Genomic DNA, 14,971 nt, shown 5'->3' with positions numbered 1-14,971 from the left:
AGCAATGACCGATCGCTCCGCTCCAGAGACGACTTCGACATCGGGTGCGCTAGGGCTGACGGCCTGTATCGCTTTGGTTGTCGGAAACATGATCGGGTCGGGAGTGTTCCTTCTACCAGCGTCACTTGCACCGTTCGGGCCAATTGCAATCGGTGGGTGGATCCTGACTTCGGCAGGGGCGCTTGTTCTTGCGATCATATTCGGAAGGCTGTCACGCGTCGTTTCGAAACCCGGTGGTCCCTATGCCTATTCGCAAGAAGCATTCGGAGACTTTGCAGGCTTCATAATTGCTTGGGGGTATTGGATCGCACTTTGGACCGGGAACGCCGCAGTCGCTGTCGCGTTGGTGGGATATCTGGGATTCCTCTTCCCGATTATCATCGAAGTGCCAATGTACGGCTTATCGACCGCGTTGGTCGCGATTTGGACGCTCACCCTGGTCAACATCCGAGGGGTTGAAGGCGCTGGTTTGGTTCAGATCGTGACCACCGTGCTCAAACTCGCGCCGCTAATATTGATTGGCACATTGGGTATCTTCTGGATCAACGCCGACAACTATGTACCGGTCAACCAAAGTGGCACCACGGCGTTCACGGCGATTTCTACCGCGGCTGCTCTGACGCTTTGGGCCTACCTGGGCCTTGAATCTGCAACGGTTCCCTCTGGCGATGTTATCGAACCGGAAAAGACCATCCCGCGCGCCACCGTGATCGGCGTGATTATCGCCGCAAGCGTCTATATTTCGGTAACCGCCGTTTCGATGGGCGTCATTCCTGCCGAGCTGCTTGCTGTTTCCGCCGCACCTCTGGCTGCCGTCGGTGAGGTGATGTTTGGTCCCGTTGGCGGCGTTCTTGTTGCTGTGGGCGCGGTGATTTCGACCTTTGGCACTTTAAACGGCTTCACACTGCTCAGTGGCCAGGTCCCTTACGGTGCCGCTTTGGATCGCGTCTTCCCTGCAGCCTTGGGCCAAAAATCCAAATTTGGAACGCCTGCTAATGCGTTAATCCTATCGAACGCGTTGGCCTCGGTTTTGATTATCATGAACTATGCGCAAGGGCTGGTCGCAGCTTTCAACTTTGTCATTTTGCTCGCCGTTGTCGCCAGCCTGTTGCCCTATGCCATCTGCTCTGTGGCGGAGATTATGATCCGGCTGAAAGGCGGGCAGGTCCTGCACGGCCCGGAATTGGCCAAGGTCATCGTGCTGGGCGCGCTTGGGTTCATTTATTCGGTCTGGGCCTTCATCGGCTCAGGCGCTGAAACCGTTTTGGTTGGCTCCGTCCTGTTGCTTATGGGCGTGCCAATCCATGTCTGGGTCCGCTGGAGTCAGGCCAATGATATTGAAGACATTCAGAAAACGGATAGTTCGAAAGGAGAGTTGCAATGAAGCTCGGTGTTCATTCCGAGATCGGAAAGCTCAACAAGGTGATCGTCTCGCGCCCTTCACTGGCGCATGATCGTCTGACACCACGAAACTGCGAAGAGCTTTTGTTCGATGACGTGATCTGGGTCGAGCAGGCCCGCAAGGACCACGCAGAATTCTGTTCCCTGATGCGGGAACGCGGGGTCGAGGTCTACGATATTCAGGATCTGCTCGCCCAAGCTATCGCAGACGACGCCGCAGCACGCGCCTTCCTGCTGGACCGTCTGATCACGCCCAACATGGTCGGCCTGGGCTTTTCCGTAGAAATGCGTGCCTGGTTGGACGAGATGGATGCCAAGCTGCTTGCTCGCCATATGCTTGGCGGCATCATCTTTGCAGACCTGCCCAAGGGTATGATCGACGAACAGTTCGGTGATCTGGTTTCTCTGGGCGACTTCATCCTGCCCGCCATCCCCAACGCGCAGTTCCAGCGCGACCCCTCCTGCTGGATTTTCGATGGCGTGACGACGAACCCGATGTTCTGGCCTGCTCGTAAGCCAGAAACCCTGATCATGCGTACGGTGTATCGCCACCATAAGATGTTCAAGGACGCCGAGTTCGAGTTCTGGTGGGGCGATAGCGACGACGATTTCGGCCTCGCCTCGGTCGAGGGTGGCGACGTTCAGCCGGTGGGAAACGGCACTGTCTTCATTGGAATGGGCGAACGCACAACCCGGCAGGCCGTCGCACAGGTAGCGGAAGCATTGTTCAGGAAAGGCGGTGCCGAGCGTGTCGTCGCCTGTGCGATGCCCAAAAGCCGCGCGGCCATGCATCTGGATACGGTGTTCACTTGTCTTGACCACGACAAGGTCACTGCATTCTCGGAAGTCGCGGACCAGATCACCTGTATCTCGATCCGCCCGGGTGACCGCGGGGACTTGGATATCCACGTGGAAAAAGGGCACCTTTTCGACGTCTACAAAGAAGCCCTGGGGCTGAACTCGCTGGAGGTCATCTCGACCGGTGGCAACGAGTTCCAGGCCGAGCGCGAACAGTGGGATGACGGCAATAACGTCGTGGCTCTCTCGCCCGGTGTGGTCGTCGGTTATGCGCGCAACACGTTTACGAATGGCAAGATGCGCGCAGCCGGCGTCGAGGTGATCGAAATCTCGGGTCAGGAACTGGGGCGTGGTCGCGGCGGTGGCCACTGCATGACCTGCCCGATCGACCGCGACCCCGCCTATTGAATTTACCATGGGTGCAGCACCCTGCGCCCGCTGATTTTTGTTAGGGAGAGACAAAATGGCATTCAATCTCAAAGGCCGTAGCTATCTGAAAATTGCCGATTTCAGCCAGCGTGAAATGCTGTACCTGCTGGATCTGGCCCGCGACCTGAAACGCGCGAAATACGCCCGTGCAGAACAACCGTCTTTGACCGGAAAGAATATTTGCCTGATCTTCGAGAAAACTTCGACGCGAACTCGTTGCGCCTTTGAAGTGGCCGCCTACGATCAGGGTGCGAATATCACCTATCTCGATCCATCGGGGTCCCAGATCGGGCATAAGGAGTCGATGAAAGACACAGCCCGCGTATTGGGTCGCATGTTCGACGGGATCGAATTCCGCGGCGCGGGTCAGGATATGGTCGAGACGTTGTCAGAATATGCAGGTGTCCCGATTTACAACGGTCTGACGGACGATTGGCATCCGACCCAGATGCTCGCGGATATGCAAACCATGATTGAGCACGCCGACAAGCCCCGCAAGGACATCGTTTATGCCTACTCGGGCGATTGCCGGTCGAACATGGGCAACTCACTGCTGATGCTGGGCGCGATTATGGGCTGCGATGTCCGAATGATCTCGCCAAAGGAAACCCAGCCCCATGACGATGTGCGCGAATTGGCGATGGAGCGGGCTGAAAAGACCGGCGCACGTGTGACCATCACCGACGATACCTCGGCCGTAGAGGGCGCGGACTTCATTCATACCGATGTCTGGGTGTCGATGGGCGAGCCTAAAGAAGTCTGGGCCGAGCGGATCAAGCTGCTGAGCCCTTATCAGGTCAACATGGATCTGATGAAGAAAACCGGGAATCCATCCGTCAAGTTCATGCACTGCCTGCCCGCCTTCCACAACCTGGAGACCAAGGTCGGTCAGGACATTCACGAACAGTTTGGCATCACCGAGATGGAAGTGACCGAGGAAGTGTTCGAAAGTGATATGAACATCGCGTTCGAGCAAGCCGAAAACCGGATGCACACGATCAAGGCGATCCTCGTCGCCACATTGGGAGCCTGAACCATGGGACGCGTTGTTGTAGCACTTGGCGGCAACGCGCTTCTAAAACGGGGTGAGGCGATGACGGCGGACAATCAGCGCAAGAACGCGAAGATTGCCGCCGAAGCCCTCGCCCCGCTCTGCGAAGCGCACGAAACCGTCATCACTCATGGCAATGGCCCGCAGGTCGGGATGCTGGCCCTGCAAGAGATTATGTATACGGATGTCGAAGAATACCCGCTGGACGTTTTGGTCGGCGAAACGATGGGCATGATCGGCTACATGATCGAGCAGGAGCTTGGTAACATCCTGCCTTTTGAGCATCACATCGCCACCCTCTTGACCATGATCGAGGTCGATCCGAGCGACCCGGCCTTCGACAACCCGACCAAGTTCATCGGGCAGGTTTATTCCGAAGCGGACGCCAAGAAAGAGGCGGCTGACAAGGGCTGGACGGTGAAACCGGATGGCGAGTACTGGCGACGCGTTGTGCCATCGCCCCGCCCGAAACGTATCTTTCAGGTCGAACCGATCCGTTGGATCCTGGAAAAGGGCGCGACCGTGATCGCTGCTGGCGGAGGCGGCATCCCGACGATGTACGAGGCAGGCGCCGAACGGAAACTGGTCGGGGTCGAAGCCGTCATCGACAAGGACTTTGCCTCTTGCCTTCTGGCGCAGAATCTTGGCGCAGATTTCTTTGTCATCGCCACGGATGCTGCGGCCGTTTTCCAGAACTGGGGAACGCCTGACCAAAAAGGCATTCGGTCGATCACCCCCGACGCGTTGGATGAGTACGACTTCCCCGCTGGATCAATGGGTCCCAAGGTGCAGGCCGCCCAGGACTTTGTGCGATCCTCGGGCGGTCGCGCGATCATTTGCGCCCTAGCCGATGTTCCTGCAGCCGTTCGCGGTGAAAAAGGGACAACCGTATCGCTGGAGGCGGGGGAAACACAGTTTCACTAGGTTGCTATTGCCTGGAACGCCTGTACAAAGCCTTCTATGGGACACCGAGGTCGACACTGCGCGCTGCGCGTCACTAGATTGTGCGTATGGGTTATCAGGTCATAAAATTTAACTTCCTCTGACATTCTTGTGGGCAGAATGCTGGCCAGGCACGATGCAGACCCTCTGCCAAGAAGTTGACAACGAATGGGTGCTTCAGGATGTCCATTCTAGCACCTTCAGTGCCGTTCTAAGCAAAGGTAGCGTCAGAGCCATATTATTCCGAACATTTCCTTCAGCGCAGACAACAGAAGCGTGGGCAGTGCGGCGATGAAGAACACTCCGAGCAAATGCGACAGAGGCAGGGAAACTGTTCCAAGCACGAAATGTCCAGCGCCGGTATAAATGGCGAGGAGAGACAGCAATATGGAAATGCTCACCGCTCCAAGCAAGGTGCGGTTGCCGAGCGGCGACTTGCGGTAGAGCGTGGAGGTCGTTCGGGCGTCGAAAATATGCCAGATCTGGGCAAAGATCAGTGTCATGAAGGCTGCTGTCTGGGCGTGTTCCAAGGAGGCGCCTCGTTCGAGAAACTCCTGGAAGACATAAAAGGTCAGCAGGCCGAGCAGCGTTCCCCGGATCAGGATCCGCTCCTTCATTCCGCCGCCGAACAAATTATCGTCGCGCGGGCGCGGTGGGCGCTGCATCAGGTCGGGTTCCGCTTTCTCGAAGCCGAGTGTCAGAGCCGGTAGCCCATCCGATACAAGATTCACCCAGAGGATCATCAGCGGTGTGATCGGCAGGAGTGGGTCTGCCCCCATCAGTAGGAAGGCGAACAGGATCGTTGAGACCTCGGCCACGTTGGCGGTGAGCGCCTGCCGAATGAATTTCAACAGATTGTCGAAGATGCGCCGGCCTTCGCGGACTGCCGTCACGATGGTGGAGAAATTGTCATCGAGCAGCACGAGGGCAGCGCTGTCCTTGGCGACCTGCGTGCCGGTGATGCCCATGGCGACACCAATATCCGCCGCTCGCAGAGCGGGCGCGTCGTTGACGCCATCCCCGGTCATTGCCGCCACCTCGCCATTCTCCTGCATGGCATTGACGATGCGCAGCTTGTGCTCCGGGGTCACCCGGGCAAAGACGGCCGCGTGCTGCACCATCTCTTTCAAATCCTGATCGCTCATCTGGTCGAGCTCGACCCCGGTATGAACCGTCTGCGCGTCGCTGGTGCGAATACCGATCTGTTCCGCAATCGCTTGGGCGGTCACGGCGTGGTCGCCGGTGATCATCACCGTTCGGATGCCGGCCCCGGTTGCCTCCGAAACGGCGATGGGTACTTCGCTGCGCGGCGGGTCCATGATGCCGTGAATGCCAAGCAGTACGATCCGCTGCTCGGGATCGGCATGGTCCAGATCCTCTTCTGCCACCTCCCGATAAGCCACGGCGAGGGTCCGGAGCGCCTTCTCGCCGAAACTGTCGATCACCGCCTCGATCTCTTCCCGCAAAGCCGGGGAGATCTCAAGCGTTTCCCCGGCCATGCGGACATGGCTCGCCCTTGACAGGATCACATCAGGCGCCCCCTTGGCGCCGAGCACAGTGCGCCCATCCGGCAATCGAGCGAAGACAGACATCATCTTGCGCGTTGAATCGAAGGGGAATTGCTGAAGCGCCTCGACCCGCGCTTCTGTCAACTTCTCGCGGGAAATCCCGACCTTGGCCGCGGCCACGACCAGAGCGCCCTCAGTCGGGTTGCCCTGGATCGCCGGGCGCCCGTCAGCCTCGACCATACGCGCATCGTTGCAATAGGCGGAGACGGCCAGCATCTGCCGAAGATCCGTTTCGGCCTCGATCTCGGCCACGCTGCCGTCTTCGGAACGGAACTCGCCATGCGGATCGAACCCCTCGCCGGTCACTTCCCAGTCCTTGCCACCGGCCCAGCATTGCATCACCTGCATTTGGTTCTGCGTGAGTGTGCCGGTCTTGTCTGAACAGATCACCGAGGTCGCGCCGAGCGTTTCTACAGAGGAAAGCCGTCGCGCCAAGGCGTTGCTGGCAGCCATGTTTTGTGATCCCAGCGTCAGAACGATGGTGACTACTGTCGGCAGGCCCTCCGGGATCGCCGCGACCGACAGCGAGATTGCCGTGTTCAGCATCTCAGCCGCATCCATTCCATTGACCACGCCAATGCCGATCACGATGGCGACCACGATCAGGGCCGCCATGATCAGCACCTTGGAAAGGCCCTCGATCTTGAGTTGCAGCGGGGTCTTTGGCTCTTTCGCAGAGGACATGAGGGCAGCGATGTGACCGACCTCGGTCTCCATTCCGGTGCCCACGACAATGCCTTCACCAGCGCCGCCAGTGACCTGCGTGCTCATGAAGCCCATATTCAGACGATCGGCCAAAACGACGTCTTCGTCCTCGATCGGATCGGCATGTTTGTCGACCGGTTCGGATTCTCCCGTCAACGCGGCCTCGTCGACCTGCATCCGGCTGGCGGTGACAAAGCGAATGTCGGCGGCCAGAATGTCACCGGCTTTTACTCGCAGAATATCGCCCGGCACGAGATCCGCCGCCGGTACCTCGACGATCTCGCGGCCGCGGCGCACGAAGGCCTGCGGTGCAGACATCTCCCGCAGGGCTGCCAAGGACTGCTCGGCCTTATATTCCTGCCAGAAGGATATGAAGGCGTTAAAGACGGCGATCGCGAATATCGCAATCGCATCAACCCAATGCCCCGTATAGGCCGAGACAAGAGCACCTGCTATCAGGATGATCAGCAGCGGGCTTGCGAATTGCCGCAGGAGCATCTTCCATGGCGGAACTGTTGCAGTCTCTTCCAAGCGGTTTGGACCGTGTGTTGAAAGCCGCTTGGCCACCTCGTCCGGATTCAATCCCGTCTCAGGGTTCACGCCGAGGTTTTCGGCGACCGCTCTACCGTCCAACACCCAAGGTGCGTTCGCGTTTCCAAGAACCGATGGGGTTGTCTGTGCGAAACCTGACATTCTCAACTCCGAATGAGCAATTGCGTGACCGGATAAGTCTTGGGGTGCCAGTGCCTATTCTCAGCCAATGAGCCAACCTGCGCAGTACATTGACGGTTCTCCTATTTGTGATGCGCACGCCTTTATCCTGATACCAGCAGCGACGGAGCTCTGTCATCTGCAAAATCGAGAAAGGTCAGAAAAGCAGATATCCGCCATTGAATGGAATACGCCCAGCCTAGGGAGACCGCAGTTAGCCGACATTTAGGCTCTTCCTGTCAAGGGCACAATGTCCGCAAAGCAGTCGCTCACATCGTATGCAGCGAATGGCTGCTTGGAGCCCAAAGCGGTCAATTGGTAGAACAGTATCCTTTCCGAAAATCGACTCTAAGCCTCAGGATTCTCCGAAGAACTCCCGAGCTTGGCGAGGTCGTCCCAAACGCCTTCAGGGATGGGCCACTCTGCCCATTCCATTGCCTGTTGAACATGCTGAGGCCATGTCACTCCGCAAACCGTCGAAGTAATGTCGTCGTTTTTTAAAGAGTATTGCAACGCGACCGCTCCGACTGGGACATCGTAGTGCCCGCATACCTCTTCAACAGCACGTATTGGCGCAAGTACTTCATCATCTGCAGGTCGATAGACATAAAAGCGATGGATCGCGCTGCCTCGGGCCAGTGCACCTCCGGAATACGGTGCCGCGTTCAATATCGAAACGCCTCGTGATTTCGCGAGTTTTATTAGAGGTGCCGCGTTATCGTTTACCACAGTATGCCTGTTGTGTGTTAGGACCACGTCAAAATCCCAACTCTCCAAAATTGGCATCATCAAGTCGATACGTCCCGCCGCGATTCCGACCGCCTTGGCCAGACCTTCCTCCTTGATACGGAACAACTCTTCAATCGCGCCACCCCGCCCTTTGACCTCAGATAGGTCACTTGCATATTCGAAATCATGGACGTGGAGTATATCAACGCTGTCGACGCTTAAGGCCGTAAGACTTTCCTCGAATGATCTACGTGCCTGAGAACCATCAAAAGCACCGGTTTCCATGTCCCGGTCGATTTTGGTGGAAAGCACTCGCCCTTCCGGCCAACCACCAAGCTCACGAATGACTTTGCCTATGCGCTCTTCACTTCGTCCCATGGCATAGCAACGGGAAGTGTCCAGGAACGCATTTGGCTGCGAAAGAATTGCCCGAATTGTATCAATCGCGCGGTCTTCCTCAACTTCATACCCATAGATTTCCGGGATACTTCCCAACCCCGTCGATCCAAACCCGATGCGAGGAACCCGTATCCCAGTCTTGCCAATTTCGCGTAGCTCTGCCATGCCACCCCCCCAGTTGGTTCAGGACATTCACAGATGTTGCGCGAGTAGTTTATTGAAAGCAAGTCAGGCTTGTCGCTGGAGTTACTCTCTGGTCTCAACGCAATCGTTCAAGCCTCAAATTCACCAAGCTTTTTCGCGAATGGTAGAAGTGTCCACAATGCAGACATTCACTGAATTCTGCTTAACAGCCAGCTGAGCGCGGCACTGCGAAACGTCTCGGGGCTTTAGTCGAATGCTCTATGGATGTTCTTGTCACTCGTCCACAACACGAAACTCACCAGAAGGCGCGTCAGTTGGTGGTTCTTCAAACTCATTGGAAATCAGACCACGACGGATGAGTTCTCGAATGGCGGCCGCTCTGGATGGCAGTCTGTTCTCGAACCGCCAATCATCTATGGCTTTAAGCTCTTCGAGGTCGAGCATCAGTTGCAGTTTTTCCGTGCGTTTTGGCGGTCGATTTGGATCAGACACTGGCATGACCTCAGTAGCTTACGTCAGTTACTCCAAGCATGTATGCCAATGGGCCTGCGTGTCTACATCAATCTTGGCATGTTGTGCCGGATACCCAGGATCATGAAGCGCCCCATGATGTGTCGGATACCTATATTAAGTATATGATTTTATTTGAAATTTTATGAGTTACTCTTAGGTGTTACTCCACAAGCAACGAAACGGAGTGAAAATGATACAGCAAGTTTTGAAGTCTGAAGTTCAGGAAGAAACGAACGACACAGGCATCGACAAAAACGCCTGGATCGCCAACGCGGTGACGGAAGTACTGGCCGATACCATGGTTCTGATGGTGAAAACACAAGGCACACATTGGAACGTCGTGGGCCCGCTATTCCTGCCGATCCATGAACTAACAGAGCGTCAGTATCGCGACCTGTTCGAAGCTGCGGATGAATTGGCCGAGCGTGTTCGTGCGTTGGGTCAGGTGGCACCGATCTCGTTCACGGACATGGTTAGCCAAGCCAAGCTGACCGAAGAAGAGACGGTTAAAGATGCAGAGGGCATGATCAAACAATTGGTCGCAGACAACGAAGCGATTGCTCGGAACCTGCGTGAGACTGCCGCGACCGCAGCCCGTTATGGCGATGGAGCTACAGAGGATCTGATGAACGCCAGGATGGCGAAGCATGAGGAAGCTGTCTGGATGCTCAAGGCAATTGTTGCGGCCTAATTGGCGGCTCCCCTCGATTTGAACCAAGGTTTGCGAAGAAAGGAAAAACGATGACACGTGTTGGGTACGAGAAAAAGGCACAGCTGCAACTGGATAGTTGGAATGCCCAGATTGATGTTCTCGAAGCCAAGCTGAAGGTGGCCGAAGCGGACGCCAAACTCGAGCTCGAGGAGCAGCTCAGCAAGCTCTACAAGGCAAGATCTGACGCAGAGGCTCAACTGAATGATTTGAAGTCGACTAGCGACGAGGCCTGGGAAGATGTCAAAAAGGGCTACGAGGCTGCATGGAGCGATATGCAGAGTGCTTTGAAAAAAGCAGCCGACCGGTTCTCGTAGAGCTGTGTTTGTGAACAAAGCTCGTGTCGTAAATGGGGACCGGAATGCAAACACCTAGAGAATTAGTGAGGTACTTTCGCGGGTTCCTAACTATCCCTGCCGCCATTAGTCTTTCAGGGCTTTTGGTGGCTGGGATTGTCTTCAAGACGGAGCAAGCGCTCGCGAGTTGGGGTTGGTCCGCTTCCGATTGGCTGAGCGTTTCTAATCGTACTGCGAGCGATGTACTAAGCGCAATCTCGGCAGCATCCATGTCCGCGTTGGTCATGGTCTATTCCATTGTTTTGCTGGTCTACACCTTAGCAGCCGGATCAATTGGGCCCAGGCTCTTGCAGCGCTTTGGCGAAGACAGGGTAAATCAGATTGCAGTTGGCTCACTTGGAGCGACGTTTTTATACAGCTTGTTGGTCTTGTGGCTGATACGCGATGACACATCCGTAAATTTGGCCGTTGCAATTGGAATAGTCTATTCGATCATCTCAGTTCTTTTGCTGTTGCTCTTCGTTCATACAGTATCGACGCGCGTAACCATTGATCAGGAGGCGGCGCGGATTTCGGAAGCCTTGGATCGCCAAGTGAGCACCGCAATCGAAAACAGTGCAGATATCCCATCTTCAGTGGCAGTCCCTGAGGTGGGAGACAAGCGCCAAGTCTTGTCTTCGGGCACTGGATATGTGAACTCCATCAATACCGAAGGTCTGGTGAGTGCGGCCAAGAAGGCAGGAGCAGTCGTCGCTTTTGATGTGCAGCCAGGTGACTTCATGGTTCCAACGGACACTTTGGCCAATGTTTATGGTGATAGTGACGAAAGTCTTAATGATCTGGTGCAAGCGGCAGCTCCGTTAATCTCCGCGCGAGATCCTAATGGCGATATCCGCTTTTCTGTCCATCTTCTCGTTGAAATCGCACTTCGGGCGTTGTCACCGGGTGTCAACGACACGTTTACCGCAATAGTCTGCATCGACCGACTGTCGGCGTCTCTGGCTCGAGCGTGGTCGTCAAAGCTCTGCACGGGTGTGTATCGGGATGATGACGGAAACGTGCGGGTGATTTACCCGTCCATCACGGCTGAGGCACTGTTTCACGACTCGATGCCAGCTCTAAGACGCGCTGCCCGGGGTAATGGCCTCGTAACGGCCGCCCTTATTCGCGCTTTGGTGCGCATCGCAGAGGCAGCTCCAGAAGAAGATTTGCTGGCTGTTGTAGATGAACTATCTGCGGTCAGAGATGAGACCCGAGAAAGCGATATGCTTGAGCGCGATATTGATAAGTTTTGTGGCCAGGTCGAAACCGCAATTGAAGGCTTTTAGTCAACCGTCCTGGACAATTGCAGTCCAGTGCGGCTGGGGGGTGGTTTGTGAGTGGGCCATCCCCCAACTTATGGAAAAGTGCTCTTCGAAAGGTCTTAGTTACATTTCAACGAAAGGTAGTCAGCGAGTGGCGAAACCAAACGGCTACTTTGGCCTGACTGCACTTATCGAAACTCTGTGTTCCATTGCTCTGGCGAGGCAATCTTGTAGCATTTGTTTTGAGAGATATAGCGCCGAACCCGAAGGCACTTGGAGCAATAGTTCAGCTGTGTTCAGCCAAGAAAGCCAGGGCATCCCTCTCAAATCGTGGCCATTCCGGGTCGTTGTCCGGGATGGTATGGTTCGAGCTTTCGTAGGCGATGAATTTCGCGTTGGGTAATCCCTTTGCAAACAATCGTCCTTGTTCGACCGGTTGCATCCTGTCACTGTTCCCATGACAAACAAGGCACGGCACCTCGACCTTGGACAATATCGGTGAGATATCGATGTTATCAATCACGCCGCGATACCGCCCCATGTTTTCGGGTGAAATCATCTTGCGCATGTCTTCGGCATATTGCCGCCGTTCTTCTTGGCTCGCGCCTGGCACGATGATTTGCGCCATCAAATCACGCAGAGACGGATAATCATCGTCCCACCCGGCAGTCATCATTTGCTTAATTGCGTTGGCGCGTTCCACATCTTTTTGCGATGTTCTTTTTGCCCGACCAACGGGGAACCCACCTATCATTACGATCGCAGACACGCGGTCAGGTCGGCGCGCTGCGAAGGCGGCTGCCACTGCGGACCCCTGCGATATCGCAAGTATCGGCGCGCGCCTTATACCCGCTGCGTCGAAAACGGTTTCCAAGTCATCAACGAACCGTTCGAACGTACAAGTTTCGGCGTCCCAGTCGGATAGACCGTTGAGCCTGGCGTCAAAACGAACCAAGCGATGCCTTTGAGCGATGGAAGTGTAAATTGGAGCTTTCCCAGGATTGCGCCAGTCAAGTTCCAAGTGTCCAATCCAACTTGGCGCCTTCACGACTGGAGGACCGTCTCCAACTGAGCTCCAGGCCAGACTAATGTTGTCGTCAGTTTTACAATAACGAATTTCCTGTGTTTTGGCGAAGTTGGCACGCGATTTGGACACACGTTCATCGGTGAAGTTGATCGACAACACTTCGATCGGCTTTTCAATCCCTTTGAACGTGTGTAGCCCTTCTCGGCGCAAACGTTTGGCGTAATCCGCTCCGGCAAGATCACAAAGTACCTTTGAGGCCAAAATGCCCCCGGGGTCTGCTGCCGATTGGAGCCGCGCAGCGATGTTAACGCCGTCTCCGAAGATATCTTCGCCATCGACGGTAACGTCGCCGACATGCAAACCCGCTCTAAGCTGAATACGTTCCGGAACCAAATAGTGATGGTCTGGATCTCTTAGTTCGGTTTGAATCGCAATTGCCGCTTCTAAAGCGTTCCCTGCTGACGGAAATTCAATCAATGCTCCATCGCCCAACAGCTTGACCACCCTGCCAGATTTTTGTTCAACGATCGGCGTAACCAAATCGCGGTACAAGGTGTTCAGTGTTTTGAGAAGTAGCTTGGAGCCGCCCTGCATCATCCGACTGAAGCCGACGACATCGAGAGACACGATTGCAGCAAGGCGACGTTGGCTCATAGTTACTTCTCGCAAGATGGCTCGAAGACACTACCACTTTCATAAATTGTTAGAACCGGCAACTTGCCTAATACCTGTGAACGTGCGGTGGAAAGATCAGTAGCTAAGGTCTCGAATTGTCGGAAGACGTGTGGAGGCGATTATTCAAAAGGTATGCCTATCCGTTTTCGTGGAGAACGGCGGGTTTGTCCGCAAATCGGACGTTTGACAGCAACGCAGCGAACTTTCTGCAGTTCGTGTCGTCTTTGTGGCTTTTTTGTCGAATGAGTATGTATCTCTTAGGCACAGAAACTCGCAAGAAGTCTGTCGAACTTACTGCGAGACTCTCATGCGCTATTCTGGTTTCCGAGTAATCAAAGAAGCCTTCGGCGGGCATAAAGGCTGGAAACCTGCCTGGCGGGATCCATCCCCTCAAAAGGACTATGACTTCGTCATCATAGGTGGCGGGGGTCATGGGCTTGCAACAGCCTATTACCTTGCCAAAGAGTTCGGCGAGAGCCGTATTGCGGTGCTCGAAAAGGGTTGGATCGGCGGTGGGAACGTTGGGCGTAACACCACGATGATCCGTTCGAACTACCTGCTAGATGGGAACGAACCTTTCTATGAAATGTCCCTCAAGCTTTGGGAAGGGTTGGAGCAGGATTTCAATTTCAACGCGATGGTATCCCAGCGCGGGCTATTGAATCTTTTGCACTCTGACTCACAGGTCGATGCAGCACGCCGGCGCGGCAATGCAATGATCCTGAATGGGTCCGACGCAGAGCTTTTGACACCTGAAGGTGTGCGCAAGCTGTATCCATTCCTGGATTTTGAAAATCAGCGCTTTCCGATCTATGGCGGTTTGCTTCATCGTCGCGGCGGTACAGTGCGTCACGACGCGGTTGCGTGGGGGTATGCGCGTGGTGCCGATCAGCGTGGCGTCGATATCATCCAGAACTGTGAGGTCACGGGCTTCAAGATTGAAAACGGCAAGGTCCTCGGCGTTGAGACCTCGCGCGGATATATTGGTGCCCGAAAGGTCGGGTGTGTCGTGGCCGGGTCTTCCAGCCGTGTGATGCAGATGGCTGGCATGCGACTTCCGATCGAAAGCCATGTATTGCAGGCCTTTGTTTCGGAAGGTCTGAAGCCGGTCCTGCCTGGCGTTATCACCTTTGGTGTCGGGCATTTCTATGCAACCCAGTCGGATAAGGGTGGCTTGGTGTTTGGCGGAGATCTTGATGGCTACAACTCTTACGCTCAACGCGGAAATATGCCTATTGTAGAGCATGTTGCCGCAATCGGCGCGTCCTTGTTCCCGGCACTCAGCCGAGTGAGGATGCTTCGGTCATGGGGTGGCATCATGGACATGTCAATGGACGGGTCGCCGTTCATTGATCGCACTCCCATAGACGGCCTCTACTTCAATGGTGGCTGGTGCTACGGCGGTTTCAAAGCAACCCCTGCATCGGGTATGTGCTTTGCGCATCTTCTCAGTACCGGCAGACCACATGCGAATGCACAAGCTTATCGTTTGGATCGCTTCATGAGCGGCCGGATGATAGATGAGGCGGGCCAGGGCGCCCAACCAAACTTGCACTGACGGGGGGCGTAT

12 protein-coding genes are annotated in these 14,971 nt (G+C 55.4%); 8 read left to right on the top strand and 4 right to left on the bottom strand.

What is annotated here, in order from left to right; genetic code table 11:
* Positions 1-4 precede the first annotated feature (4 nt).
* From ACR3EH_RS05145 to arcC, 4 genes are read left to right on the top strand one after another with little or no spacing between them, the layout of a single operon-like run.
* Positions 5-1,384, top strand: coding sequence for an amino acid permease (locus tag ACR3EH_RS05145; RefSeq protein WP_171676034.1), 1,380 nt, complete (start codon positions 5-7; stop codon positions 1,382-1,384).
* Complete coding sequence (locus tag ACR3EH_RS05140; protein ID WP_171676032.1) at positions 1,381-2,607, top strand: arginine deiminase; 1,227 nt, start codon at positions 1,381-1,383, stop codon at positions 2,605-2,607. Before ACR3EH_RS05145 ends, ACR3EH_RS05140 begins: the two co-directional genes overlap by 4 nt.
* A 55-nt stretch (positions 2,608-2,662) precedes the next feature.
* Positions 2,663-3,661: an ornithine carbamoyltransferase gene (gene argF, locus ACR3EH_RS05135; RefSeq protein WP_171676031.1), complete on the top strand. Its 999-nt coding sequence runs from the start codon at positions 2,663-2,665 to the stop codon at positions 3,659-3,661.
* A 3-nt stretch (positions 3,662-3,664) separates the two neighbouring features.
* Positions 3,665-4,603: a carbamate kinase gene (arcC, locus tag ACR3EH_RS05130; protein WP_171676029.1), complete on the top strand. Its 939-nt coding sequence runs from the start codon at positions 3,665-3,667 to the stop codon at positions 4,601-4,603.
* Between the two features lie 245 nt (positions 4,604-4,848).
* Here arcC and ACR3EH_RS05125 read toward each other — a convergent pair whose 3' ends face one another.
* From ACR3EH_RS05125 to ACR3EH_RS05115, 3 genes are all read right to left on the bottom strand, one after another.
* A complete protein-coding gene (locus ACR3EH_RS05125) occupies positions 4,849-7,587 on the bottom strand; it encodes a cation-translocating P-type ATPase (RefSeq protein ID WP_171676027.1) in 2,739 nt (912 codons plus the stop codon).
* A gap of 366 nt (positions 7,588-7,953) precedes the next feature.
* A complete protein-coding gene (locus ACR3EH_RS05120; RefSeq protein WP_171679257.1) occupies positions 7,954-8,898 on the bottom strand; it encodes an aldo/keto reductase in 945 nt (314 codons plus the stop codon).
* 252 nt (positions 8,899-9,150) lie between these two features.
* Entirely contained in the window at positions 9,151-9,369 is a 219-nt protein-coding gene (locus tag ACR3EH_RS05115; RefSeq protein ID WP_170429673.1) for a hypothetical protein, read from the bottom strand.
* A gap of 211 nt (positions 9,370-9,580) precedes the next feature.
* Here ACR3EH_RS05115 and ACR3EH_RS05110 point away from each other — a divergent pair, with 211 nt between their 5' ends.
* The 3 genes from ACR3EH_RS05110 to ACR3EH_RS05100 are packed head-to-tail and all read left to right on the top strand — an operon-like array spanning position 9,581 to position 11,723.
* The gene (locus ACR3EH_RS05110; RefSeq protein WP_170416161.1) at positions 9,581-10,081 is read left to right on the top strand and encodes a Dps family protein; all 501 of its coding nucleotides are present in this window, start codon (positions 9,581-9,583) and stop codon (positions 10,079-10,081) included.
* 50 nt (positions 10,082-10,131) lie between these two features.
* Positions 10,132-10,416, top strand: a complete 285-nt coding sequence (locus ACR3EH_RS05105; RefSeq protein WP_170416163.1) for a sll1863 family stress response protein — start codon at positions 10,132-10,134, stop codon at positions 10,414-10,416.
* 44 nt (positions 10,417-10,460) lie between these two features.
* Positions 10,461-11,723 (top strand): DUF2254 domain-containing protein, encoded by a 1,263-nt coding sequence (locus tag ACR3EH_RS05100; RefSeq protein WP_171185243.1) that lies wholly within the window; start codon positions 10,461-10,463, stop codon positions 11,721-11,723.
* A gap of 262 nt (positions 11,724-11,985) precedes the next feature.
* Here ACR3EH_RS05100 and ACR3EH_RS05095 read toward each other — a convergent pair whose 3' ends face one another.
* The gene (locus tag ACR3EH_RS05095; RefSeq protein ID WP_171646574.1) at positions 11,986-13,380 is read right to left on the bottom strand and encodes an alpha/beta fold hydrolase; all 1,395 of its coding nucleotides are present in this window, start codon (positions 13,378-13,380) and stop codon (positions 11,986-11,988) included.
* 328 nt (positions 13,381-13,708) lie between these two features.
* Between ACR3EH_RS05095 and ACR3EH_RS05090 the strand changes: the two genes are divergently transcribed.
* On the top strand, positions 13,709-14,959 hold the full coding sequence (locus ACR3EH_RS05090; protein WP_171185239.1) for a sarcosine oxidase subunit beta family protein: 1,251 nt from the start codon (positions 13,709-13,711) through the stop codon (positions 14,957-14,959).
* The last annotated feature ends 12 nt before the right edge of the window (positions 14,960-14,971 follow it).

It is taken from the genome of Ruegeria sp. BG7 (assembly GCF_056535685.1).
This window is presented reverse-complemented; position numbering and strand designations above follow the sequence as displayed.